The organism is Waltera acetigignens (assembly GCF_025567015.1).
GTDB classification, from domain to species: Bacteria; Bacillota; Clostridia; order Lachnospirales; family Lachnospiraceae; genus Acetatifactor; species Acetatifactor acetigignens.
In genome coordinates this window covers 43,494-68,763 of sequence record NZ_JAOQJO010000002.1, presented here as the reverse complement: position 1 = coordinate 68,763, position 25,270 = coordinate 43,494, and the positions used below count along the sequence as shown (strand labels likewise).

Here is a 25,270-nt window from a genome sequence, read left to right as displayed (position 1 = left end):
AGTGGAGGTATCCGTGGCAAAGCTGAACATAGCAAACCTTAAGAAAACTCTATATTATTTGCAACGCAACGGCCTGAGGGAAACCTGGATCTCTGTAAGGGAACGCCTGACAGAGACAGACCGCTATTTTTATGTGCCCTGTCCGGAAGAGGAACTGGAAAGGCAAAGTTGCAGAAAATGGGATAATCCGGTTACACTCAGCATTGTAGTGCCGTTGTATCGTACCCCGGAAATCTATCTGAACAGAATGATAACAAGCGTTATGCAACAGAGCTATCCTCACTGGGAACTGATTCTGGCGGATGCCACAGAGGATCACAGTGTGGAGGAGACGTTGACAAATCAGGGATTCCTGACAGAACGGCTCCTGGAAAATGCGGAAACTATTGCAGCGGATGCAAGGATCCACTATATACACCTTACGGAAAATGCCGGAATTGCGGCGAATACCAATCAGGCATTACCCTATGCAAGGGGAGAATATATCGGCCTGCTGGATCATGATGATGTATTGACACCGGATGCTCTGTATGAGATGGCAGATGCTATTACCAAAGCAAATGACAGAGGTGTCAGAGTTGCATTCGCTTATTCGGATGAAGACAAATGCAACGGGGATGAGACAAAATATTACGATCCCAACCATAAAGAAGACTTTAATTACGATTTAATCCTGAGTAATAACTATATCTGCCATTTTCTGGTGATGGATGCAGATCTGATGAAGAAACTGGCCTTCCGGCCAGAATGCGACGGTGCCCAGGACTATGATCTGGTGCTGCGGGCAGTGTCAGAGGTGCTGGCTGCAGATGGCCGCTCCGGGGAGGAGAGAATTCTTCATATTCCCAGAGTGCTGTATCACTGGAGATGCCATGAAGCATCTACAGCAGCCAATCCCCACAGCAAGAAATATGCTTACGAAGCGGGTCTGCGTGCACTGCAGGATCATGCGGCAGAGCGTGGGATCCCGGCAAAGGCAGAGGAGACCAGACATGTAGGATTTTATCGGTTACAATATACAGAGGTATTACAGGAGAGACCGGATGTGGCTGCCGTAGGTGGCAGAGTGCTGTCTGGGAAAAACCGCGGCAGGATCGCCGGCGGCAGAATGACTGCGGACGGAAAGGTGTTCTATGAGGGACTGCCGAAGGACTATGGTGGTTATCTTCATCGGGCGGAGCTGTCCCAGGATGCAGAAGCGTTAGACCTTCGCTGCATCAGGATCCGGTCAGCTGACAGGGAATTGTTTGAAAAAATCGTGGGAGTGCCTTATACGGAAGTAGTAAGAGGTCCGGAACAACAGCCGGTATTTGACAGCTCCACACTGCCTGCCGGGGCAGATATCCGGCTTTTAAGTCTGCAATTATCGGAAGCATTACGAAAACGGGGAAGACTGCTGTATCTGCCGGAGTATCCGGAGAAATGGGAGAGACTATGAAGGAAGTAACCGTCGTTATACCCAATTACAACGGAATGAAATATTTACCGGAATGCATGGCTTCCCTGTGTCAGGGACAGGAAAATGCACCGGAATATGAAGTGCTGATCATAGACAATGGTTCTGCTGACGGGAGCGTGGAATATCTGGACAGCGAATGGTGTCGCAAAAAAGAGGCACCGGCAGAAGAGGGGGGAAAACCGCAGGTGCGTCTGATCGCCCTGCCGGAGAACACCGGCTTCTGTCATGCGGTGAATCTGGGAATCCGGGAGGCACGAAGCCCCTATGTGATCCTGTTGAACAACGATACCAGAGTAGAAGCTGGATTTGTGAAAGGACTGTATGATGCCATTCGGAAGGATGAAAAGATCTTTTCCGTCAGCGCCAAAATGCTTATGTGGGATAAGCCAGAGCTGCTGGATGATGCGGGAGACCGCTACTGCGTTCTGGGATGGGCATATTCCCGGGGAAAAGGCCGGCCTGCTGTGGATTATGACAAGAATGTCAGCATATTCTCAGCCTGTGGCGGAGCGGCAATTTACAGACGTCAGGTATTTGAGGAGATCGGCTATTTTGACGAAGCGCATTTTGCTTATCTGGAAGATCTGGATATCGGTTACCGTGCCCGGATCTACGGCTATGAGAACCGGTACGAGCCGACGGCATCCGTTCTGCATTACGGCAGTGCTTCTACGGGATCCCGCTACAATTCCCGGAAAACGGAACTTTCTTCTTCCAATAATATCTATGTCATCGGCAAAAATATGCCGCTACTACAGTGGATCCTGAATCTGCCGTTCTTTTTGCTTGGATTTGGCATAAAATTTCTGTTTTTTTGTAAGAAGAGAATGGGAAAACTATATTTAAAGGGATTGGCCGAAGGGTGGAAACGTACCGTGGGTCCTGTGGGAAAGCAGGCAAAGGTGCACTTTCAATGGAGCCATCTATGGAATTATGTGAAGATTCAGTGGCAATTATACCTGAATGTTTTTCGAATTCTTATGAAATCTTAAGAAATTGCTTCATAAATTCTTAAGTTGAGAAAAAACCACCGTTATTGTAGAATGAAATCGTTGAAAAGAAGCTTTTCGGACTTAAAGATTGGGTGACCCGTATGATAAAAGACAACCAGAAAGTCTTTAACAGGCTTCTTGTGATAATAGATGCGCTGATCACGGCAGTATCTTTTGTCCTTGCCTATTATATCAAATTTTATATCTTAAATGACGGTCCGGGGATCGGTGTCCTGCCGGTGCAGGATTATTATATGCTGCTTCCCTTTATTGTACCCGGTTATATGTTCCTGTATTACCGGTGCAGTGTGTATTCCCCGAAGCGTACGGTTCGCCGCAGACATGAGATATACAGTATCCTGCAGGCGAATACCATTGGCCTGGCGGCTTTGATCATTATTTTGTATATGATCATCCGTGAGATCAATTTTTCACGATCCGTCATGGCAATTTTTTATGTCCTGAATGTTTTTCTGACTTCCGTATTCCGTATCATCATGCGCAAGGCATTGCGTTCCATACGGAAAAAAGGATACAATCTGAAGCATATTTTGCTGGTAGGTTATTCCCGGGCGGCGGAGGAATATATTGACAGAATCCTCAGCAATCCCCAATGGGGATATGTAGTGTGTGGTATTCTGGATGAGCACATCCCGGGCGGCACGACCTATAAGGGAGTGAAAGTACTGGGAACGCTTGGTAATCTGGAATACATCCTTCCGGAGAACAAGCTGGATGAAATCGCAATCACACTTTCCCTGAAGGATTATGATTATCTGGAAGGTGTGGTGGATATCTGTGAGAAATCCGGGGTGCACACCAAATTCATTCCGGATTACAGCAGTCTGATCCCCAGCAGACCCTATACGGAGGATCTGATGGGGTTACCGGTGATCAATATCCGGTATGTACCGTTGACGAATACAGGCAATATGGTGATCAAGCGGGCAATGGATATCGTTGGTTCCATTTTCGGTATCATTATTACCTCACCGATCATGCTCATATCAGCAATTCTGGTAAAGCTGTCCAGCCCGGGACCGGTGATCTTTAAGCAGGAACGGGTAGGACTTCATAATAAGCCGTTTTATATGTACAAATTCCGCAGCATGGCAATGCAGACGGCGGCGGAAGAGAAAAAGGGCTGGACGGTACGCAATGACCCCAGAGTCACCGGTATCGGTAAGATTCTCAGACGTACCAGTATCGATGAACTTCCCCAGCTGTTCAATATCTTAAAAGGAGATATGAGTCTGGTCGGTCCCAGACCGGAAAGACCGCAGTTTGTGGAAAAGTTCAAGGAAGAGATTCCCCGTTACATGGTAAAACATCAGGTACGGCCGGGACTGACCGGATGGGCACAGGTGAATGGCTTGCGCGGTGATTCCTCCATCAAGAAGAGAATCGAATATGATATTTACTATATTGAGAACTGGACCATTGGATTTGATATCAAGATCATTCTTATGACGTTCTTTACAGGATTTATCAATAAAAATGCTTATTAGTACAAGGAGAAGACAAGATGGCAACAAATTCTAACAACAATGGCGGCAATGGTCAGAGACCTGCCGGAAGCGGAAGAAAACCTTCCGGAAGCGCACAGAGACCTACAGGACAGAGACCCGCCGGAAGCGGTCAGAGACCTGCCGGCAGTGGACAGAGAACCGGAGCTGCGAACGGACAGAAGAGAATGTCTGCCAAACAGCGTGCAGCCAAGAAGAGAAAAAAGGTTATCATCTTTGGCATAGAGATCGTAGTGATCCTGTTCATGGTAGCATTATTGTATCTGGTAATGACTCATACCAGCAATGAGGGCCCCAAGGTAACCGTTCTGGAGACAGAAGAACTTCAGATTCCCGAAGAGGTGCAGCAGGATGAAACTATGAAGGGCTATATGAACATTGCCCTGTTCGGTGTGGATGCCACCAAGGAAAGCCTGTTGTACAAGGGCAGCCGAAGCGATAGTATCATGATCGCCAGCATCAACATGGATACCGGTGATATCAAACTGGTCAGCGTATATCGTGATACGTACCTGAATATCGGTACGGATTCCTACCAGAAATGCAATGCCGCTTATTCCTATGGCGGAGCAGAGCAGGCGGTTAAGATGCTGAACATGAATCTGGATATGGATATTACGAACTTTGTGACCGTAGGCTATAAAGGACTGAGCGAAGTGATCGACGGTCTGGGCGGTATCTATATTGATGTGGACTCTGAGGAGATCAAGCATATCAACAACTATCAGATCGGTATTGCAGAAGTTTTGAAATGCGATTATACACCGGTAACTGAGACCGGTATGCAGCTGTTGAATGGTCTGCAGGCTACTGCTTACTGCCGTATCCGTTATACCGCTGGTAACGACTTTAAGCGTGCTGCCCGTCAGCGTGAAGTTATTCAGGCAATCGAAGATCAGGCAAAGAAAGCAGATTATGCAACATTGTCCAAGGTATTCAACAGTGCCATCGACGACATTTACACCAGTCTGGATTCCAAGGACATCCTGGATCTGCTGGGCAATATTTCAAATTATCGCATAGTGGACGAAGGAGGTTTCCCCGAAGAGACCATGCGTGACACCGGCAATATCGGTGCAAAGGGAAGCTGTGTTATTCCGGTAAATCTCGAAAGCAATGTAGTATGGCTGCATCAGTTCCTGTTTGATGATGCCAACTATTCCGTAACCAGCAACGTGAAGGAATACAGCAATAAGATTGAATCTGACACATCACCTTATATGAATAAGTAAGAAACAGTGTATAGAGTAAAGCAACAGGAATACAAGGGAGTCTTCCGGAATCTGCCGGGGCTCCCTTGTGCATTACCCAGAAGGTTATAATCCTCTTGGACAGTAGGAAAAGGCTTGTGCCGCAATAAGAGTTAAAGTATAATGAACCAGAGATTGGAAAAGTGAGGAGCACTCTGACATGGAGATAGATGTGATCATTCCCCTGTATAAGCCGGGAAAAGAATTATTTACATTATTGGATAAACTGGGCAGTCAGAGCGTACCGGTACATCAGGTGATTCTTCTGAATACGGAAGAAAAATATTTTGAACAGCTGATCTACGGAATCAGATTTCTGGAAACCTATCAGAATATCAAGATATACCATGTATCCAAAAGAGAGTTCGATCATGGCGGTACGAGACGGATGGGAGTAAAAAAGTCTTCTGCGGATGTCTTCGTGATGATGACACAGGATGCCATGCCGAAAGATGACAGGCTGATCGAAAAACTGGTGGAACCCCTGCAGGGGGAAGTGGCGGTGGCCTATGCGAGACAGCTGCCCCGAGAGGATTCGACACCGGTGGAGAGCTATACCAGAGAATTTAACTATCCGGCAAAGTCCCGGATCAAATCGGCAGCAGACCTGGACAGCCTGGGGATCAAGACCTTTTTCTGCTCCAATGTCTGTGCGGCCTATCGCCGGGAGATCTATGAGGAACTGGGCGGGTTCGTCAGACATACGATATTTAATGAAGATATGATCTATGCGGCAAAGGCGGTGGAAGCAGGATACTCTGTGGCTTATGCGGCGGATGCGCAGGTGGTGCATTCTCATAATTATACCAACGGGCAGCAGTTCCACAGAAACTTTGACCTGGGAGTATCGCAGGCAGAGCATCCCGAGATTTTTGCAGCATATCCTTCGGAGTCCGAGGGAAAACGAATGGTGAAAGATGTGACGGTATATTTGCGCAGCAACCATATGTCTGCCGGATTGCCCCATTTTTATATGCAATGCGCCTGTAAATATGCAGGTTATTTACTGGGAAAGAACTATCGCAGGCTCCCGAAAAAATGGGTACTTGCTTTTACTTCCAACAAGGAATACTGGAAACAGAACAGAAAGGATGTATGACTATGTGTGGTATTGTAGGTTATATTGGAACAGAACAGGCAGCACCGATCATTCTGGACGGTCTGTCCAAGTTGGAATACCGTGGATATGATTCCGCAGGTATGGCGATTTTTGACGGTGAGAAGATCAACACCAGAAAAGCAGTGGGAAGACTTAAGGTTCTGGAGAACCTGACCCACGGCGGAGAGAATATGAAAGGAACCTCCGGTATCGGACATACCCGTTGGGCAACTCACGGAGCTCCCAGCGATATCAATTCCCATCCGCATATGAACAATGCGGGAACCATTGCCGTGGTACACAACGGCATTATCGAGAACTATATTCCCCTGAAGAAAAAGATGCAGGATAAGGGGTATCAGTTCGTATCCGAGACTGATACCGAGGTATTGGCACATCTGTTAGACTATTATTACAAGGGAAATCCTCTGGAAGCCATCACGAAGGTGCTTCATCGTGTGGAAGGCTCTTATGCGCTGGGGATCATGTTTGCAGATCAGCCGGATAAGATTTTTGCAGCCCGCAAGGACAGCCCGCTGATCGTAGGAAAGAGCGACAACGGCAGCTTTATCGCTTCCGATGTTCCTGCGATATTGAAATATACCAGAACCGTATATTATGTAGACAATCAGGAAGTTGTGGAATTACAGCAGGGTAGTCTGCGTTTCTTCTCCGTGGATGAGGAAGAGATCGAGAAGCAGCCGGTGACCATTGACTGGGATGCCAATGCGGCAGAAAAGGCTGGATATGAGCACTTCATGCTGAAAGAGATCTATGAGCAGCCGAAGACCATCAACGATACCATCTCTCCGAGAATCAAGGATAATGATATTGTGATCGAAGAGTTGAACATGAGTGATGAAGAGATCAAAGAGATTACGAAGATCCATATTGTGGCCTGCGGCTCCGCATATCATACCGGAGTTACCGCAAAATATGTGATCGAGGGTCTGGCAAGAATCCCGGTAGAAGTGGATGTGGCCAGTGAATTCCGTTATCGTGATCCGATTCTTCAGAAGGGTAATATGGTCATTGTCATCAGCCAGTCCGGTGAGACGGCAGATACTCTGGCAGCACTGAGAGAGTCCAGGGAAAGGGGCTTCAAGGTACTGGGCATTGTCAATGTGGTGGGAAGCTCCATTGCCAGAGAGGCAGACAGTGTTATGTATACCTGGGCAGGTCCCGAGATCGCAGTGGCTACCACCAAGGCTTACAGTGCACAGCTAACTGCACTTTACATGTTGGCTATGAAATTCGCCAGGGTACGTGGTACTATTGATCAGGAGAAGTTCGCCGGTATGCTGACAGATTTAAGATGCCTGCCGGATCAGATCGAACTGCTTCTGGGACAGAAGGAGAAGATCCAGCATTTTGCCAACCGTTACGTGGGAGCAAGAGATATCTTCTTCATCGGACGCGGTATTGATTACGCGATTTCACTGGAAGGATCCTTGAAACTGAAGGAGATCTCCTATATTCATTCCGAGGCTTATGCAGCCGGAGAACTGAAGCATGGTACGATTTCTCTGATCGAAGATGGTACGCTGGTAGTGGCTTTGGCAACCCAGCCGGATCTGTTCCAGAAGACCATCAGTAATATGGTAGAAGTAAAAGCAAGAGGAGCCTTTGTTATGGCAGTCACCATTGAAGGCAACAAGGCCATTGAGAAAGCGTCGGATTATGTAATATACATCCCCGAGACCAATCCGTACTTTACCAATTCTCTGGCAATCATTCCTTTGCAGTTGTTCTCCTACTATGTGGCAGTGGGACGCGGCTGTGACGTGGATAAACCCAGAAACCTGGCAAAATCCGTTACTGTTGAGTAGAGTGTAATAACTTACCCATAGAGAGACTGCTTGCAGGCAGAACAGACTCTCTGTTTTTTCAGGATTCATAATTGCTTCAGAAAGTTATCACAATTCGGACACAATTGACGGATATACTGTGTTCATAAGGTGAGAGGAAGAAATGAAACAGGTAATGGTAAAAAGAGTTTCTCACTTGCAACAGGATAGGAGGAAGCAATATGTACGAGAATGATAATTTTTCCGGTTACGGAACCGGCAATGAAAATACAACCGGTACATTCAGTGGAGCAGATCTGAATGAGACAAGAACAGAAAACAGTTATGGCTATGAAAATCATAGTACTACCCAGAGTGCAGCAGGAAGCACGAATGGTTACACCACTTATCAGATGGGCGGAACCACAGGCAGCAACAATACGGAGCCTAAGAAAACCCAAAAACATGGCGGTTACTTCCGGAAGGCAATGGTAAGTGTCAGCCTGGGATTGTTCTTCGGACTGTTCGCAGGAATCGGTTTCTATGCAGTACAGCAGGGAACCGGGATGTTTACGACCAGCACAGATACCGCAGTGGTAGATGAGATCGCTTCTGAGGCAACGACAGAAAGTACCCAGAGTGCACAGCTGGCTACCAATGTTACTTATGTAGAGTCCGATGTATCCAATGTGGTAGAAAAAGTAATGCCTGCCATGGTATCCATCGTAAATAACTTTACCGAGACAGCCAATGTCTTCGGACAGCAGTACACACAGGAAGAAGCAGCCAGTGGTTCCGGTATCATTGTAGGTAAGACCGATGATGAACTGCTGATCGTATCCAATAATCATGTAGTAGAGAGTGCAGATACTCTGACCGTTACTTTTATCGATGGCAGTGAAGCACAGGCACAGGTCAAAGGACTGGATTCCGACATGGATCTGGCAGTGATCGCAGTATCTTTAAATGATCTGAGTGATGATACCAAGAATGCTATTACAGTAGCAACACTTGGCAGCAGTGATGATCTGAAGCTTGGTGAGCCGGTCATCGCTATCGGTAATGCCCTTGGCTATGGTCAGTCTGTTACCAACGGTATTGTAAGTGCCCTGAATCGTGAGATCACTCTGGAGAACGGCTCTACCGGTCTGGAGAACGGCTCTACCGGTACTTTCATCCAGACCAACGCAGCCATCAACCCCGGTAACTCCGGCGGTGCACTGCTGAACATGAATGGTGAGGTTATCGGTATCAACTCCAACAAGATCGGTGGTACTGCCGTAGAAGGTATGGGATATGCTATCCCGATTACTTCGGCAAGTCCTATCATTGCAGATCTGATGGAGCGTCAGACCAGAACCAAGGTAGCTGAGGATGAAGTCGGTTACATCGGCATCTCCCTGCAGGAAGTAACTTCCCAGATCTCCCAGATGTACAACATGCCGGAAGGTATCTATGTAGTATCTGTAGAGGAAGGCAGCGCAGCAGCCAATGCCGGTATCATGAAAGGTGATATCATTACCAAATTTGACGGCAGCAGTATCTCTTCCTACTCTGATCTGCAGAAAACGTTACAGTATTATGCGGCCGGTGATTCCGTAACCGTAACGGTACAGAGACCTCAGAACGGTGAATATGTATCCATCGAGCTGAATCTGACACTGGGCAGCAGACCTGCAAGCCAGAAAAAAAGAAATAACAGGTAAATAAAAGGAAATGGAAAGAGACCCGGGCGAGACATATGGTTTTGCCCGGGTCTTGTAATATTTACCAAAATATGAATAGTTATAAATGGTTTAGAAAAACTTAACTTGTGCCCCGCTACTTCATTGAGTATAATAAGCGTAGGCAATGAGAAGTGTCAGACACGGGTATTATGCAATATGACTGCTTGCAGGCATTATTGCATAATGGCCGGGGATGATAGGGCGAAGCCCGGATATCGAGGGAACACGAAGTGTTGCCGAGATACACTGCGAAGATGCTTTGGAGCCGGGGATGATAGGGCGAAGCCCGGATATCGAGGGAACACGAAGTGTTACCGAGATACACTGCGGAATAGTGGTAGGAAACAAAGAGGAGAATAACATGACAGATAATTATAATGATGATTATAGAGAAGTGATCCCTGAGGAGGAAAAAACAGAGACCGATGTGAGTGAAACTCAGGATAACGAAAAAAATAATGGAAACACACAGGTGGCGGATACTGCAAAAGAAAATTCCACCGAAAAAAAGTCAGAGGACAAAAAGGACAGCAGCGAATACGAAGATGTCTGCTTTATCTGCCGCAGACCGGAGAGCAAAGCCGGCAGAATGTTCAAGCTGCCCAACCATATCTGCATCTGCGATGATTGCATGCACAAGACCATGGAGACTGTGAGCCAGTTCGATTATCAGGGAATGTTGAACAATCCCAATGATTTCAACCAGTTTAACGGACAGAACGGATTCCCCAACATCAGTTTTGTGAATCTGGCGGATCTTCAGGGAGACGGCGGTATTCCCAACAAGCAGAAACTCAAGAAGAAAAAGAAGGCGGAAGGTCCCAAACCGGTATTCAATATCAAGGACATTCCGGCACCTCATAAGATCAAGGCCAGTCTGGATGAATACGTGGTAGGACAGGAAAAAGCCAAGAAGGTCATCTCTGTAGCAGTATACAACCATTACAAGAGAGTGGCCACTGACACTATGGATGAGATTGAGATCGAAAAGTCCAACATCCTCATGATCGGCCCCACCGGTTCCGGTAAGACCTATCTGGTAAAGACACTGGCAAAACTTCTGGATGTGCCTCTGGCTATTGCTGATGCCACCTCTCTGACTGAGGCCGGTTATATCGGTGATGATATCGAGAGCGTGGTATCCAAATTGCTGGCAGCGGCGGGCAATGACGTAGAAAAGGCGGAAAAAGGTATCATCTTCATCGATGAGATCGACAAGATCGCCAAGAAGAAAAACACCAACTCCCGGGATGTCAGCGGAGAGAGTGTACAGCAGGGTATGTTGAAGCTTCTGGAAGGTGCGGAAGTGGAGGTGCCGGTAGGTGCCAACAGCAAAAATGCCATGGTACCTCTGGCAACGGTGAACACCCGTAACATTCTGTTTATCTGCGGTGGTGCGTTCCCTGATCTGGACGAGATCATCAAGGAGCGCCTGACCAAGACCGCATCCATCGGTTTCAACTCGGAACTGAAGGATAAATACGATAAAGATACCGATATTTTATCCAAGGTTACTGTGGAAGATATCCGCAAGTTTGGTATGATTCCGGAATTTATCGGTCGTCTGCCGATCATTTGTACTTTACAGGGATTGTCAAAGGATATGTTGGTGAAGATCCTGAAAGAGCCGAAGAATGCGATTCTTAAGCAGTACCAGAAGCTGTTGGAGCTGGATGAGGTAAAACTGGAGTTCACAGACGATGCCCTGGATGCCATTGCCGAGAAGGCAATGAAGCGTGATACCGGTGCCAGAGCCCTGCGCTCCATCATCGAGGACTTCATGCTGGATATCATGTATGAGATCCCGAAGGATGATAACATCGGAAGGGTTACCATTACCAGAGAGTACATTGAAGGAACCGGCGGCCCCATCATCGACATCCGCAGTAATGAGATCCTGGAACCCGTGGAGAATCTGAAGCAGATTCCGGTGGAAGAGAAATAAATTGAGAGTTAGTGAAATACATTGGCAAAATCCACGAACTCCCGGAGCATGCGATACACATGTCTCGATGTAAGGTCTCCAGATGTGAATTTTCTACGAAAAGTGATGAGTGGTTCTCGTCATGACGGGGCCGCCTACAGTCGACATCCATGTCGACAATCGGCTGACGCGGACATCGTGTCCGCTTTCCCCCTGTCTTTCAGCACTTTTCTAGAAAATATCAACATCCTCCGACAAACATCTTCGACATGGCACCGCATACTCCGGGAGTTCTGCGTTTTGGAAAGCTTTCAAAAACCAGTAGCCCCGGCTGGGTATAAGAATAAGCAGTGCCGTAAGCAGACGTCGGTACCATAGCGTCCCAAGGGACGCATTGCGGTCGTATTGTGACCGCTTATGTACCGCTACGCTCTGCGACAGGAGCGCATCGTACTAAAGTACGAGCGTGCCGCGTTTCTTATACCCTGCCAAGGGCTACGGGATTATTTCACTAACTCTCAATTTACAAAACATTTAAAAACAGTATTGACTTTTTCCAGGCATATGGTAATATAAACATATGAACAGTGGTTCATATGAATGAATATTAAAACTAAATGCAAATCATTAGCAACTAAACAAAAAATGCGAATGGAGAAAGAGGAGGATATTACCATGAAGAAAACTTACAAGATCGAAGTAGACTGTGCAGCTTGTGCTCTGAAGATGGAGGATGCAGCGAAGAAGGTAGAGGGTGTTACCGATGCAACCGTCAGCTTCATGACCCAGAAGATGAAGGTGGAATTTGCCGATGGCAGCGATGAGAAGGCCGTTATGGAGAACGTGGTAAAAGCCTGCAAGAGAGTAGAGGATGACTGCGAGATCTATTTATAGGATGCTCTCGGAAAAGAGGAAGCTATGACAAAGAAACAGAAAAAAGTACTGGTCCGCATCATTGTGGCGGCAGTACTGTTAATTATTTTGCATTTTGTACCTCTGGAAGGGATCTGGCTGGGACTGCTGTACCTGATTCCCTATGCGGTGATCGGCTATGATATTCTCAGAAAAGCCGTTCTGGGCATTATGCACGGTGAAGTGTTTGATGAGAATTTCCTGATGGCGGTAGCTACCGTAGGTGCCATGGGACTGGGAGAGTATTCCGAAGGCGTGGCCGTTATGCTGTTCTACCAGATCGGTGAACTGTTCCAGGCGGTAGCTGTGGGCAAGAGCCGTCAGAACATCAGCGCCCTGATGGATATCCGCCCGGATTATGCCAACATTGAGGCAGAGGACGGCAGCTTAGAGCAGGTAGATCCCGATGATGTAGAGATCGGAACCGTGATTGTGGTACGTCCCGGTGAAAAGGTTCCTATCGATGGTGTGGTAGTGGAAGGTACATCCACACTGAATACCAGTGCCCTGACCGGTGAAAGCGTCCCCAGAGAGATCACAGTGGATCAGGATGTGATCAGCGGCTGTGTGAACCTGACCGGATTACTTAAGATCCGTACCACCAAGGAATTTGGAGAATCCACCGTATCCAAGATTCTGGATCTGGTAGAGAATTCCAGTATGAAGAAGTCCAAGTCTGAGAACTTTATTACGAAGTTCGCAAGATATTATACCCCGGCAGTCTGCTACAGTGCTCTGGCACTGGCCATCCTGCCTCCTGTGATCAACCTGATCATGGGCAATCCGGCAGCCTGGAGCACGTGGATCATTCGTGCCCTGACTTTCCTGGTAATCAGCTGCCCTTGTGCACTGGTCATTTCCATTCCCCTTTCTTTCTTCGGAGGAATCGGAGCAGCAAGTGCCTGTGGTATTCTGGTGAAGGGGTCCAATTATCTGGAAGCGCTGTCTGAGACCAAATATGTGGTATTTGACAAGACCGGTACCCTGACCAAGGGTGTATTCGATGTGACGGGTATTTACCCCGGCAGGGATTTCACAGAGGATGAACTGCTTGAGTATGCTGCATATGCGGAGAGCTATTCCAACCATCCCATCAGCAAGAGCCTGAAGATTTCTTACGGCAAGGAGCTGGAGGCGTCCAACGTCAGTGATGTGGAAGAAATCAGCGGACACGGCGTTACTGCCAAAGTAAATGGCAAGCAGGTAGCGGCCGGTAATGCGAAACTGATGAAGAGCCTGAATCTGTCCTATACGGAAAATACCGGTGTCGGTACAGTGGTACATGTAGCGGTAGACGGAAAATATGCCGGATACATCCTGATCTCTGATGTGATCAAGGATGGTGCGAAGGAAGCCATTGCATCTCTGAAGAATTCCGGTGTGAAGAAATGCGTCATGCTGACCGGTGACAGCAAAACAGTTGCAGAACATGTGGCCGGTGAGTTAAAATTGGATGAGGTACACAGTGAACTGCTTCCCGCAGACAAGGTAAGCTGCGTGGAGAAGCTGTTGCAGGACAAGAGCGAGAAGGAAAAACTGGCATTCGTGGGTGACGGTATCAACGATGCACCGGTACTTTCCCGTGCGGATATCGGTATCGCCATGGGAGCCCTTGGCTCAGATGCGGCCATTGAGGCAGCGGATGTGGTTCTGATGGATGACAATCCTGCCAAGATCGCTCTGGCTATGCGGATTTCCCGGAAATGTCTGCGCATCGTTTACGAGAACATCGTATTTGCGCTGGCAGTTAAGGCCATCTGCCTGATCCTGGGTGCGCTGGGTATCGCCAACATGTGGGTTGCTATCTTCGCAGACGTAGGAGTTATGGTACTGGCTGTGCTCAATGCCATCAGATGCCTGCGCATTAAAAACAATTAACCGGATGCAGGCAAAATATGCCTGCGTCATGAGATCACCGGTATTCCGGGAGAACAGGTGGACATGCAGACTTTTTTTTCAGAAATTACAGCACTGTGCAGGAACGAACAATTTCTGCACAGTGTGATGGAAAAATATCATTATGATCCGGAAGAATACCCCAATCTGAAGAGGCTGGCAGGTGAGATGATCCCCTGCCTGGAGACAGAAGCGGGATGGCAGGACAGAGAAATCCAAGAGACTTTTCCCGGGAGGGATCAGTCTTTTTTGGCTGTAGGTATTACTCTGGGAAAAGGGATCGATGAACTGCAGGAAAAGTATTTGCAGAACGGATTTCTGACAGAGAGTTATATGATCGAAGTACTGTCCAGTGAATTATTATTAGAAAGCTATCAGGCCTATACGAAATGGGTTGCTGACCACAGAGAACTGCATGTGGCGAGATTGTATTTTCTAGGATCAGTAGCCGGGGAATCCGGAAGCTCGGAAAAAAAATTAAATGACCGGTTGCAGTTGGAAAATCTGCCCGTACTTTTGTGGGAATTGCAGATGCCCGTTACCTGTAATGAAGCTTACTGCATGATTCCGAAGAAAAGTGTGGTATTTTATGCGGAACTGACAAAGGATGCTTTTACCAAATGTGCCGGAATCTGTCTGGGGTGCGGCAGGAGAGACTGCCCGAATCGCATGGAGGAAAAAGAGAATTTTCCTTTGCGATTTGCGGATATGACGGACCGTCCGTTGTCTTATGGATATGCCAGAATTTTTTCCAAAGCGGATGTAAAATAGGCTTATAGCGTACAAATCGGCAGAAAGTATTGTCCGAAATATTAAAATTCTGATAAGATTTATCAGACGACTTGTAAGTATAGAAAGAATATGGTATGATGCAATCACTTTCAAAGAGGAAAGATATCGTGTGTACGGTGTCTTTCCTCTTTTTATGTATACAATGAGTCAAACACGGATTTGTGCCTGCACAGGAGGCTGTATTTGACGAAGATACATCATCAAGCGTTTTTTATTCGGTGATCAAGTAAAAGATTTGAGAAGAGAGGTGGCTTATGGAGGTATTTTTAGAGGTAACGGTACAGCATAAAAAATATCATGCGGGATTTATGGAAAGAATGCGACAGCAACCGGAAGTCACATCCTGCTATCAGGTAGAGGGGGAATATGATTTCCTCGTAAAAGCGGATGTGACCTCGGAAAAGGAACTGGAAAAACTGGAGCGCGGCGTGCGTAAGATTAACGGTGTCTGCAGTGTGCAGCCGGTCTATGCCCTGCAGGAGATCATATAGTCATACCCGGAGCAGGGCATTGAAGGTCTCCTCTAAATTCAGCCTGCCGTAGCCCCATTCCCGGTTGGGGTAGTTCAGACCCTGTGTACGCACGGCACCGCGTATGAAATAACTGCGGATCTCCCGGCTTTCCGCCAGCCGGTTATTGCCTTCAATGACTGACCATTGGAAAAACTGAGCCACAGCTCCGGCAGTGATAGCGGCAGCCATGCTGCTTCCCGTACGGCGTCCGTCGATGGTGGAGATATTGACTCCGGGAGCGGATAAGTCCGGACGGATCTGCCCGGTGCGCCCAAAGCCTCTGCCGGATTCTGCGTAAAAACTGTTGTTTTCCGCGTTGTAAGTAGAAACGCTCAGAACCTCCGGAGCCATCGAGGGCTCCGTCAGAGTCATGTCGGGATCCGGATTGAGAAAATATACCGGAGTAGACAGAAATTCTGTGATAGGCAGCCACATGTGAAAATTACCGTTATATAAATTACCGGAAGCAGAGACACGAAAGGTCCAGATACCGGGGGTAGGATCCTGGATGCGTACAAGGATCAGTTCTTCACCGGAATTTTCTTCCACAAGAGCAGAGTCGATAGTGACTCTGCTTTTTTCGTAGATAAAGGAATAGGTCACGCTTTGCTGCAACCCAAGGCGCAGTTCGGGAATATTTTCCCCACCGGGAGTGCGGATGCTCAGATTAAAAGCATCCGGCAGAGCGCCCCAAAGCTCCAGCCAGAAACCGATACAGCCTTCACTGACCCGGATCTCCACATCCCGGGCGGTTCCCTCCGGAGTCTGGCTGCTTAACATGCCATGATAATGGTGGGAGGCATTTCCTTCATTTCCACCACAGACGATGGCGGCGCGGCTCCTGCGGACGGCGAGGGAGGAGAGATACCGGGACAGAGCGGAGCTTCCTGCGTGATCCCCCTGATTCGTGCCCAACCCCAGACAGATGACTACCGGACGCTCGAAGAGCTGCACGAAGGATTCCGCGTATTTGATGCCCAGCATAATATCATTTTCCTGATAGGCGGGAACACCCTCGGGCACCAGATAAAAGCTGCGCAGATATTGCTTACATTCCTTGAGCTTCACCACGACGATGTCGGCACCCGGTGCAGCACCGATATAAGGATTGCCTTGTCTGACGACACTGCCGGCTGCGACTCCGGCGAGGATACTGCCGTGTCCGTTTTCGTCCCGGGAGGGAACGATGGAATAAGGATCCTCGGAGCGCAGCGCCAGGTTAATATCCTCTCTGCGGTATTCAGAACCATATTTAAACCCCTCAGGTGGTATCCCGGTCTGAACCGTCTGATCCCAGATCGCCAGGATGCGGCTGTTGCCGTTCTCGTCCAGAAACACAGGATTTTGATAATCAATCCCGGTATCGATAAAACACAGGATCACGCCCTGTCCCGTGAGACTTAGGGGCGGACGCTGTACCTGGGTGATTCCACTGGCGATCAGGTCTGCCGGATCAAAGGGAGCGACACCGGGTGGCGTCTCACCGGAGGGAGATAACTGCATGAGCCCATAAAGCTTCGGCATATTGTGATAGGGGAAAAAATCAATTTTCGGATTGCGGATTCCCAGATTGCCCAGATACAAAATCAAAAAATCTTCTCCGATGCGTTCATAACAATCATTGTCATCTCCCAGAAATTCCGATGCGGAAAAGTCTGTGATAATGTCATAAGTGTCCTCTGACAGGATCATTTCCTTGCAGTCCATGGGCGGTGCTCCGAAGAATTCATTTTTATAATATATACAACAGGTGATCTCTCCGTGCATTTCCACAGAACTGATCCGTGGCATAAGGGAAAAGCTGTATCACATAGAATATTGTGAATATCAGGAAAAAGAAGGTAGAAATACCGGTAGGGGATCGTACGATGTGGGAACAGTCTATTTTCACAAAAGTATGGGAATTCGGAAAAGATGGAGCGGCAATGGTGAAGAAGCATTGTAAGAACGGGTTGATGCTGTGTGTTTTTTTGCTGGCAATGTTTTTCCTCGGGAGAAGCATTGGGGCCATTGCTTTCGGACTGCATCTTCAGCGGGAGATGAGCATCCGGGAGACGGCGGGGAGTGCATTGGAGAATACTCAGGCACTGCTCTCCGCGGAGAACTGGGGACTGGGATTCGGCTCGGAAGGAACGCAGCCCAGCGGTACGGCTTCCTCGGACAAATTAAAGGAATATAATGCCTATTATGTAGGAGGTGCCGGGGAGAAAAAGATATATCTCACGTTTGATTGCGGATATGAAAATGGTAATACAAGCCAAATATTGGATGCATTGAAAAAACATGACGCACCGGCTACTTTTTTCGTGGTGGGACATTTTCTGGAGTCAGCACCGGAGATGGTGAAACGCATGGTGGAGGAGGGGCATACTGTAGGAAATCATACCTACCATCATTATGATATGTCAAAGATTTCAGATCCGGCAGTTTTTCAGAAAGAGATGGACGACGTGAGAACTCTTTTTCAGGAGACCACCGGCACGGAAATGGCCATGTATTACCGCCCTCCTCAGGGAAAATACAGTGAGACCAATCTGCAGATGGCAAAAGATCTGGGGTATTCCACCTTTTTCTGGAGTCTGGCTTATGTGGACTGGAATGTGGATGCCCAGCCCAGCCACGAGGAAGCTTTTTCCAAACTGATAGACAGGATCCATCCCGGAGCGGTGGTGCTGTTACATAATACCTCGAAGACCAATGGGGAGATTCTGGATGAACTTCTCACAAAATGGGAAGAAATGGGTTATACCTTCGGAAAATTGGAAGAACTGGTGCAGTAGGGTTTGACTTCCCCTGCACCATACCCTATAATAGAGGACAGAAAAATATACTGGAGGACAACCATGGAAAAAGAACTGGTAGTTGTCATTGATTTTGGCGGACAGTACAATCAGCTGGTCGCCAGAAGAGTCAGAGAATGCAATGTCTATTGCGAGATCTACTCTTACAAGACAGACTTGAATAAGATAAAAGCGATGAATCCCAAGGGAATCATCCTGACCGGCGGCCCTGCAAGCTGCTATGAACCCGGTGCAGCTACCTGCTCCGAGGATCTGTTTAACTTAGGAGTTCCTGTATTGGGACTCTGCTACGGCGCACAGCTGATGACCCATGTGCTGGGGGGTAAGGTAGAGCGTGCAGCCGTTCGGGAATACGGTAAGACTGAGGTGAAGGTAGACCGCAGTTCCAAGCTGTTTTCCGATGTATCCGAGAATACGATCTGCTGGATGAGCCATTTCGACTATATCTCCAAGCTGGCTCCCGGCTTCCGTGCCGTGGCTACCACAGCCAACTGCCCCGTGGCAGCAGCAGAGTGTGTAGAGCGCGGACTGTATGCAATCCAGTTCCATCCGGAAGTACTTCACACCGTGGAAGGCTCCAAGATGCTGTATAATTTCGTACGCAACATCTGTGGATGCTGCGGTGACTGGAAGATGGATTCCTTCGTGGAAGAGTCCATCAAGGCGATCCGCGAGAAAGTCGGCAATGGTAAAGTCCTGTGCGCATTGTCCGGTGGTGTGGATTCCTCCGTGGCAGCAGTACTGTTATCCAAGGCAGTCGGCGAGCAGTTGACCTGTGTCTTTGTAGATCACGGCCTGCTCCGTAAGAACGAGGGCGACGAGGTAGAAGCAGTCTTCGGTCCCAACGGTAATTATGACCTGCACTTTATCCGTGTGAATGCGCAGGAGCGTTTCTATAGCAAGCTGGCCGGAGTATCCGAGCCGGAGCATAAGAGAAAGATCATCGGCGAAGAGTTCATCCGCGTTTTCGAGGAAGAGGCGAAGAAGATCGGTGCCGTGGATTTCCTGGTACAGGGAACCATTTATCCCGACGTGGTAGAGAGTGGACTGGGCGGCGAATCCGCAGTGATCAAGTCCCACCACAACGTAGGCGGTCTGCCCGACTATGTAGATTTCAAGGAGATCATCGAGCCTCTGCGCAATCTGTTCAAGGATGAGGTCCGTAAGGTAGGACTGGAGCTTGGTATCCCGGAGCACCTGGTATTCCGTCAGCCGTTCCCCGGCCCCGGACTGGGTATCCGTATCATCGGCGAAGTGACCGCTGAGAAGGTTAAGATCGTACAGGATGCAGATGCCATCTACCGCGAGGAGATCGCCAACGCAGGTCTGGACCGCGAGATCAACCAGTACTTCGCAGCCCTGACCAATATGAGATCCGTAGGCGTTATGGGTGATGAGAGAACCTATGATTACGCCATCGCACTGAGAGCCGTGAAGACGATCGACTTCATGACCGCAGAGAGCGCACAGATCCCTTATGAAGTATTACAGAAGGTGACCAGCAGGATCATCAATGAGGTGAGCCATGTGAACCGGGTAATGTATGATATTACCAGTAAGCCGCCCGGGACGATTGAGTTTGAATAAGGTGGAGTGCCAAAAGAACCCAGTATTTATGCGGCTTCCAAACAAAAATGTTTAAGTGTTGGCAACGATTTGGCAACAGTTTTTCCTTATTCAATGAATAAGATTACTTTATGAGCATAAGAAAACCTTACTGATTTTCAGATATGACAACTGAAAATTGGTAAGGTTTTTTCATGCTTATTTTGTGGAAATTAATCTAAGTCAAGTTCCGTATCTAATTTTTCATCAATTATTACATGATCCCGTTCCTGACGGGTTGTGTCATGTTCCCAAGGAGCGTTGTTATCATCAGATGAAGATGCTTGTGGTAATGGTTTTGATGGAACTGTGTTAGGAATATTAATTTTCATGTCTGTTCTCCTTTTTTAGTATTCTTGAGTTCTTTCTCTAACATATCAAAAAGTTCTTGTGAAGGAACCTTAGCCCAGATTTGGTGTGTATCCAGTTCAGGATATTTGTAACGCCAGTCATCATATTCTTCTTTGGTGCTTTCGCCAGTCTCCAGCTTCTTAGCTTCGGTGAGCCATGCACGGAGCATTTTATCCATTGAGGAATAGGTAGAATAGTCGGACTTATCCAGACGTAAGACTACTTCTCCATCCATTTCGTCAATTTTCAGTCCATACATATCTTCCAATGCGAAAAAGGTGTGCATAAGACCGATGTAGGTATCTATATCCGGTACGGTAAGTGCATGAGTGCTAACATCAAAGATACCAGCCATTTCTTTTACAAGGTCATGCTTGGGTACTCTTGCTTCTGATTCGTATTGCGCCATACGGACATCAGAAGTTTTGCCAAGAAAGCCGAGGACTTCTCCAAGCTGCTTTTGTGTCATGCCTTTTCTGTTACGAAAAAATCGAATTCGTTGCCCGATTGCCATAGTAATGCCTCCTTGTTTTCCGAAGGAAAATGCGACTGCCATTGCTGGAGCAGAGGCATTGCCTCCTGTCATGTTGTTGCCATTTATCTGTTAGGTAAAACAGAAATGTTTAAGTAGAGTATAACATGTGTTAATGAGGATAGCAAGAAGAACTTAAATAAAAATGTTTAAGGTTTTTCTGCAAACCACTTGACTTAACGGAAAATGTTTAGTATCATACAAACAGAAACTTAAACAAATTAAGTTAAGTTAAAACTGAATGACCGTCCGAGCAGATACCATCCGGAAAAATATGCGATGACCGAAAGCGAGCGTACGAAGGGATGGAAACACGACAAAGTACCACGCAAGGCAACCTGTTAGGAACCAGTGAGGGAGAACGGCGAACAACAAATAATGACGAAAGGAGGAGGTTGTATGGAGAACAAATCATTTATGACGGTGGAAGAAGTTGCAAATGAACTGGGCGTATCAAAGTCTTATGCCTATAAGGTTGTAAGAGAGCTGAATACAGAATTGCAGAAACTTGGTTATCTGACTGTATCTGGCAGGGTAAACACCAATTTCTTCCGAAAGAAGCTTTGTTATAGCGAATAGACTAAACTGTTTTTAAAAAATATGATTTGAACAATTTGATTATAAATAAGACAATGATGAAATTATACTTGACAATATGGTCTAACGATATTAGACTTATATCAATAAGCGGTCTAATACTGTTAGATCAAAGGAGGTTGCTATGGTAGAATTGAAGCTTGGAAATGTTGAATCACAGTTTGCCGATATTATATGGAACCATGAACCCATTCCATCCGGCGAACTTGTTAAGATATGTGAAAAAGAGTTGGAGTGGAAAAAATCAACTACGTATACAATGCTTAAGCGTCTATGTGAACGTGGAATCTTTAAGAATGAAAATGGAATCGTATCATCACTTATGACAAAAGCTGAGTTTGGTGCCGCTCAAAGTGAGAAATTTGTGGAAGACACATTTGAGGGTTCCTTGCCAGCCTTTTTAGCAGCGTTTACTACACGTAAAAAACTAAGCAAAGCTGAAATAGATGAAATCAGGCAGATGATAGATTCCTTTGAGGAGGAGTAGGTATGGAAGGTATATTTATAAAATTGCTTAATTTAAGTATTCAGGCATCAATTCTTATAACTGTAGTTTTGTTGCTTCGCTTTATACTTAATAAATCTCCAAAGTCGATCAAATGCCTCTTATGGGCGTTGGTAGCAATAAGGCTTGTATGTCCGTTTTCTATTGAAAGCAAATTTAGTCTGGCTCCGGATGCAGAAGTTGTGAGCATGGATAACTATGTAGGAATGCCAAATGTTCTATCGAAAACGACGGGTTCTGATCGTTATGTAAAGGGATATGCGGAAAGCTATGATCATGAAGTGGTAACAGTAGAAAAGAAAAACACGGATCCTCTCCATATTTTTTCAATCATTTGGTTGGGTGGCGTTGTTATCCTGGCGGTATACGCTTTGGGAAGCTGCTTGAAGATATGGAGAAGAGTGAAACTGTCTATACGTACAACGGAAAACATATATATCTGTGACCGGATAGATTCTCCTTTTATTTTTGGAATAATCAAGCCACGTATATATTTACCTTCCCGAATGAATGAAGAACAAAAGGAAAGTGTAATAGCCCATGAGCGAGCACATTTAAAACGCTTGGATCATTTTTGGAAGCCGTTTGGTTTTGGCTTACTTTCAGGGTACTGGTTTAATCCGCTATGCTGGCTGGCATATATTCTTTTTTGCAGAGATATAGAACTGGCATGTGATGAGAAAGTGATTAAAGATATGGATGCAAAGCAGAAGAAGATTTATTCCAAAGTTCTTCTTTCGTTTAGTGAATCAGAAAAACATGTATTGGCGTGTCCGCTTGCTTTTGGTGAAGTAGGAGTAAAAGAAAGAATAAAATCTATTTTGAATTATAAAAAACCTACATTTTGGATTATTGCAGTAGCGGTCATTTCAATTTTGGTGACTTCTGTATTATTTTTAACAAACCCTCAAAATAATACATATGAAATAACATTTCATATTCCGGCAGAGTGTGAAGGGGCACTTGTTTTTGCAGATGAGGAGATATCGCCGAAAGGGAAAACTGTTTCCTTTTTAGTAGGACAGGATGTCGGAGATACCGCAATCCAACTGAAGGGTGTTGAGGTAAAGGAAGAAAATGCCTATGATGAGCCTGTGTATGCGACGCCGGGAATGCCTGCCAAAATGGAGGTTGAGAAAGGAGGATGGTTTCAAGTAGGTATTTATGCAAGTAATGATACAGCAGAAGAAAAAACAGTTCATGTGACTGTAAAAGATGTGGAGGTTCGAATTGCAGCAGATAAGGACACTACTGCGGAAATTGCGCCTTTGCAGGATATAATAGAGGTAAGTGTACCGACCATCGATTTGTCAGCTACTACCGGAGCAGATGGAAGTACTATGTATTATGCAGATGAAAGTATGTTCATCTTTGGCGGTTACTATGGTTTGTTTGTATATGATGTAACAAAAAGCCAAATCATTCGAAGTGTTGATTTGGCTCCTATAGGGTGCAATGATACGCAAGGTGATAATGCATGTGAAATAGTTGCCACAGAAGATGGCTCAAAGGTTTTATTAAGTCCGGTATCTAGTAATATGATGTATGTTTATTCTGTGGCGGATAATCAGATGTGGAGGGAACCGTACAATTTGGATGGTTATGACTTATATAGGGATAAGTATTCAGATCAAGTTGTTTTTGACGGAAAGCGTGCTCCATATGAAAAAGATGGTGATATCAAGTTTTATTGTCTGGTAAACGATACAACAATTGGGGAACTGGGATATGCGATGGATATTCAGTCGTCATACCATACAATATTTGAAGAAACAAATTCGATTTACCATAATGTTTTATCAGAAGTTGTTAGCAGAGTCGGTTTGGAAAATGCATATTCCTGGAATAATACTGTGGAATTTAAGGAGGATGCGGATGTATTAATAAAAATGGCAAACGATGATACTGATGAATATGAAGTCTATGGTATTATGAGCGCAGAATATGGCGCTTTTGGTTTACTCCTGAATGATAAAAAAGAAGGAGAGGATCATTGGAACTTTGCATATGTTCCCTGGTTTTATTCAGGTGCACCGGATGGACAGCCTGTTTTAGAACCGACATCGGATGGAAAGTTTTTATTTACCTATGTTTATGCATATGATGATGCACCTCTATGGCGGGAGTGCATCCTTGATTGTGGCTACGATACAGGGTATATGGAATTGAAGACTATCATGGAATTCACACAATCAAATGAAACACCATCAAGGGCATATGTTGAAACATTGCAGGAGAGAATTTCGGCAGATATGGTTGCTGGGAAATTACCATTTGTAGTTACCTCCGCCATTAGGGAAAATCCCTTGAGATTGGAGGTAGAATTGACTGAGATGACAGATGAGAACATAAATATCATTCGATCATATGAAACAAATGGCAGTGCTATAACAATTGTACAAAGCAGTGGTATTGTAGACGATTTGCAACATAATAATACAGATTCACAAAGTCGAATGGCTCCGGGAATTTCAAAAGAAGATGAAAATCTGGGTGTGGTGTATGAAGAAGTTGACGGAGGATATGTTGTCGATGGTGATATGTTTTTTGAGTATTACATTGTCTTGACAGGAAAGGATCCCAACGCAGCGCATGGTACACAATTTATAGTGCTTACGAATGATCAGCATATTACATATGAGCAGGTTTCCAAGAGTTTCTTAAGCAGTAATAGTGCAGATAGTTTGTCAGGGACAATAGTTATTGGAATGAAAACGATTGATTGACATAAAGAATCAGTTTCTGGTGTGTCTGCTTGATTTCTTGTTAGAGAGAGTTGCTTTATTTGACAAACTTGGTATAATAAGTCATGGCAACACTTTGGCAACAGAAAATCAGTAAGCCAAAATAAAATTTGTAAATAAAGTAAAATACCGGCAGATTTTGAATAAAACTTAAACAAAACAATTTAAGTTAAATAAACAACTTGCCGAGTTTGAATAGTAAACAGAGCTTCATAAATGGCGTAAACAAGCCATTTATGGGGCTTTTTCTTTTATCGTG

At 46.1% G+C, this 25,270-nt stretch carries 20 protein-coding genes; 17 read left to right on the top strand and 3 right to left on the bottom strand.

Going from position 1 to position 25,270, the window contains the following annotated elements; genetic code table 11:
• The first annotated feature begins 13 nt into the window (after positions 1-13).
• The 12 genes from OCV96_RS03020 (at position 14) to OCV96_RS02965 (ending at position 15,855) form a co-directional block, all read left to right on the top strand.
• Entirely contained in the window at positions 14-1,438 is a 1,425-nt protein-coding gene (locus tag OCV96_RS03020) for a glycosyltransferase (protein WP_262593457.1), read from the top strand.
• Positions 1,435-2,451 (top strand): glycosyltransferase family 2 protein, encoded by a 1,017-nt coding sequence (locus OCV96_RS03015; RefSeq protein WP_022313595.1) that lies wholly within the window; start codon positions 1,435-1,437, stop codon positions 2,449-2,451. The genes OCV96_RS03020 and OCV96_RS03015 overlap by 4 nt, the downstream gene beginning before the upstream one ends.
• Before the next feature lie 101 nt (positions 2,452-2,552).
• Positions 2,553-3,959, top strand: coding sequence for an undecaprenyl-phosphate glucose phosphotransferase (locus tag OCV96_RS03010; protein ID WP_227063632.1), 1,407 nt, complete (start codon positions 2,553-2,555; stop codon positions 3,957-3,959).
• 17 nt (positions 3,960-3,976) lie between these two features.
• Positions 3,977-5,209, top strand: a complete 1,233-nt coding sequence (locus tag OCV96_RS03005; protein ID WP_118502320.1) for an LCP family protein — start codon at positions 3,977-3,979, stop codon at positions 5,207-5,209.
• Between the two features lie 178 nt (positions 5,210-5,387).
• Positions 5,388-6,326, top strand: a complete 939-nt coding sequence (locus OCV96_RS03000) for a glycosyltransferase family 2 protein (RefSeq protein WP_227731975.1) — start codon at positions 5,388-5,390, stop codon at positions 6,324-6,326.
• A 2-nt stretch (positions 6,327-6,328) separates the two neighbouring features.
• Positions 6,329-8,155: a glutamine--fructose-6-phosphate transaminase (isomerizing) gene (glmS, locus tag OCV96_RS02995; RefSeq protein ID WP_022313599.1), complete on the top strand. Its 1,827-nt coding sequence runs from the start codon at positions 6,329-6,331 to the stop codon at positions 8,153-8,155.
• A gap of 200 nt (positions 8,156-8,355) precedes the next feature.
• The gene (locus OCV96_RS02990) at positions 8,356-9,819 is read left to right on the top strand and encodes a S1C family serine protease (protein WP_262593456.1); all 1,464 of its coding nucleotides are present in this window, start codon (positions 8,356-8,358) and stop codon (positions 9,817-9,819) included.
• 382 nt (positions 9,820-10,201) lie between these two features.
• A complete protein-coding gene (gene clpX / locus OCV96_RS02985; protein ID WP_262593455.1) occupies positions 10,202-11,785 on the top strand; it encodes an ATP-dependent Clp protease ATP-binding subunit ClpX in 1,584 nt (527 codons plus the stop codon).
• A gap of 654 nt (positions 11,786-12,439) precedes the next feature.
• Complete coding sequence (locus tag OCV96_RS02980; RefSeq protein WP_117467562.1) at positions 12,440-12,658, top strand: cation transporter; 219 nt, start codon at positions 12,440-12,442, stop codon at positions 12,656-12,658.
• 24 nt (positions 12,659-12,682) lie between these two features.
• Complete coding sequence (locus OCV96_RS02975; protein WP_117467564.1) at positions 12,683-14,554, top strand: heavy metal translocating P-type ATPase; 1,872 nt, start codon at positions 12,683-12,685, stop codon at positions 14,552-14,554.
• 63 nt (positions 14,555-14,617) lie between these two features.
• Positions 14,618-15,343 (top strand): hypothetical protein, encoded by a 726-nt coding sequence (locus OCV96_RS02970; protein ID WP_262593454.1) that lies wholly within the window; start codon positions 14,618-14,620, stop codon positions 15,341-15,343.
• Between the two features lie 275 nt (positions 15,344-15,618).
• Complete coding sequence (locus tag OCV96_RS02965) at positions 15,619-15,855, top strand: Lrp/AsnC family transcriptional regulator (RefSeq protein WP_117467568.1); 237 nt, start codon at positions 15,619-15,621, stop codon at positions 15,853-15,855.
• On the opposite strand, the gene OCV96_RS02960 is transcribed toward OCV96_RS02965, so the two are convergent.
• A complete protein-coding gene (locus OCV96_RS02960; RefSeq protein ID WP_262593453.1) occupies positions 15,856-17,667 on the bottom strand; it encodes a S8 family peptidase in 1,812 nt (603 codons plus the stop codon).
• Positions 17,668-17,801: 134 nt separating this feature from the next.
• On the opposite strand from OCV96_RS02960, the gene OCV96_RS02955 reads away from it, so the two are divergent.
• Positions 17,802-18,656, top strand: coding sequence for a polysaccharide deacetylase family protein (locus tag OCV96_RS02955; RefSeq protein WP_425609802.1), 855 nt, complete (start codon positions 17,802-17,804; stop codon positions 18,654-18,656).
• A 63-nt stretch (positions 18,657-18,719) separates the two neighbouring features.
• Positions 18,720-20,264 (top strand): glutamine-hydrolyzing GMP synthase, encoded by a 1,545-nt coding sequence (gene guaA, locus OCV96_RS02950; RefSeq protein WP_227064791.1) that lies wholly within the window; start codon positions 18,720-18,722, stop codon positions 20,262-20,264.
• A 191-nt stretch (positions 20,265-20,455) separates the two neighbouring features.
• On the opposite strand, the gene OCV96_RS02945 is transcribed toward guaA, so the two are convergent.
• Positions 20,456-20,614, bottom strand: a complete 159-nt coding sequence (locus OCV96_RS02945) for a hypothetical protein (RefSeq protein ID WP_182430305.1) — start codon at positions 20,612-20,614, stop codon at positions 20,456-20,458.
• Positions 20,611-21,147 carry a helix-turn-helix domain-containing protein gene (locus OCV96_RS02940; protein ID WP_118550190.1) on the bottom strand — a complete coding sequence of 179 codons (537 nt, stop codon included), beginning with the start codon at positions 21,145-21,147 and terminating at the stop codon, positions 20,611-20,613. Before OCV96_RS02940 ends, OCV96_RS02945 begins: the two co-directional genes overlap by 4 nt.
• 417 nt (positions 21,148-21,564) lie before the next feature.
• On the opposite strand from OCV96_RS02940, the gene OCV96_RS02935 reads away from it, so the two are divergent.
• The 3 genes from OCV96_RS02935 to OCV96_RS02925 all read left to right on the top strand — a co-directional run bounded on the left by OCV96_RS02935 (position 21,565) and on the right by OCV96_RS02925 (position 24,993).
• Positions 21,565-21,744, top strand: a complete 180-nt coding sequence (locus OCV96_RS02935) for a MerR family transcriptional regulator (protein ID WP_118550084.1) — start codon at positions 21,565-21,567, stop codon at positions 21,742-21,744.
• A 142-nt stretch (positions 21,745-21,886) separates the two neighbouring features.
• Positions 21,887-22,249: a BlaI/MecI/CopY family transcriptional regulator gene (locus tag OCV96_RS02930; protein WP_118550078.1), complete on the top strand. Its 363-nt coding sequence runs from the start codon at positions 21,887-21,889 to the stop codon at positions 22,247-22,249.
• A gap of 2 nt (positions 22,250-22,251) precedes the next feature.
• The gene (locus OCV96_RS02925) at positions 22,252-24,993 is read left to right on the top strand and encodes a M56 family metallopeptidase (RefSeq protein WP_262593451.1); all 2,742 of its coding nucleotides are present in this window, start codon (positions 22,252-22,254) and stop codon (positions 24,991-24,993) included.
• The last annotated feature ends 277 nt before the right edge of the window (positions 24,994-25,270 follow it).

What these genes read in the sequence shown, in the direction of transcription:
- OCV96_RS02980 (WP_117467562.1), top strand. Translation starts at nt 12,440, where the DNA reads ATGAAGAAAACTTACAAGATCGAAGTAGACTGTGCAGCTTGTGCTCTG.
- OCV96_RS02925 (WP_262593451.1), top strand. Translation starts at nt 22,252, where the DNA reads ATGGAAGGTATATTTATAAAATTGCTTAATTTAAGTATTCAGGCATCA.
- clpX (WP_262593455.1), top strand. Translation starts at nt 10,202, where the DNA reads ATGACAGATAATTATAATGATGATTATAGAGAAGTGATCCCTGAGGAG.
- OCV96_RS02940 (WP_118550190.1), bottom strand. Translation starts at nt 21,147, where the DNA reads ATGGCAATCGGGCAACGAATTCGATTTTTTCGTAACAGAAAAGGCATG.
- OCV96_RS02990 (WP_262593456.1), top strand. Translation starts at nt 8,356, where the DNA reads ATGTACGAGAATGATAATTTTTCCGGTTACGGAACCGGCAATGAAAAT.
- guaA (WP_227064791.1), top strand. Translation starts at nt 18,720, where the DNA reads ATGGAAAAAGAACTGGTAGTTGTCATTGATTTTGGCGGACAGTACAAT.
- OCV96_RS02945 (WP_182430305.1), bottom strand. Translation starts at nt 20,614, where the DNA reads ATGAAAATTAATATTCCTAACACAGTTCCATCAAAACCATTACCACAA.
- OCV96_RS03015 (WP_022313595.1), top strand. Translation starts at nt 1,435, where the DNA reads ATGAAGGAAGTAACCGTCGTTATACCCAATTACAACGGAATGAAATAT.
- OCV96_RS03005 (WP_118502320.1), top strand. Translation starts at nt 3,977, where the DNA reads ATGGCAACAAATTCTAACAACAATGGCGGCAATGGTCAGAGACCTGCC.
- OCV96_RS02955 (WP_425609802.1), top strand. Translation starts at nt 17,802, where the DNA reads ATGGTGAAGAAGCATTGTAAGAACGGGTTGATGCTGTGTGTTTTTTTG.
- glmS (WP_022313599.1), top strand. Translation starts at nt 6,329, where the DNA reads ATGTGTGGTATTGTAGGTTATATTGGAACAGAACAGGCAGCACCGATC.
- OCV96_RS03010 (WP_227063632.1), top strand. Translation starts at nt 2,553, where the DNA reads ATGATAAAAGACAACCAGAAAGTCTTTAACAGGCTTCTTGTGATAATA.
- OCV96_RS03000 (WP_227731975.1), top strand. Translation starts at nt 5,388, where the DNA reads ATGGAGATAGATGTGATCATTCCCCTGTATAAGCCGGGAAAAGAATTA.
- OCV96_RS02960 (WP_262593453.1), bottom strand. Translation starts at nt 17,667, where the DNA reads ATGCCACGGATCAGTTCTGTGGAAATGCACGGAGAGATCACCTGTTGT.
- OCV96_RS02970 (WP_262593454.1), top strand. Translation starts at nt 14,618, where the DNA reads ATGCAGACTTTTTTTTCAGAAATTACAGCACTGTGCAGGAACGAACAA.
- OCV96_RS02930 (WP_118550078.1), top strand. Translation starts at nt 21,887, where the DNA reads ATGGTAGAATTGAAGCTTGGAAATGTTGAATCACAGTTTGCCGATATT.
- OCV96_RS02965 (WP_117467568.1), top strand. Translation starts at nt 15,619, where the DNA reads ATGGAGGTATTTTTAGAGGTAACGGTACAGCATAAAAAATATCATGCG.
- OCV96_RS02975 (WP_117467564.1), top strand. Translation starts at nt 12,683, where the DNA reads ATGACAAAGAAACAGAAAAAAGTACTGGTCCGCATCATTGTGGCGGCA.
- OCV96_RS02935 (WP_118550084.1), top strand. Translation starts at nt 21,565, where the DNA reads ATGGAGAACAAATCATTTATGACGGTGGAAGAAGTTGCAAATGAACTG.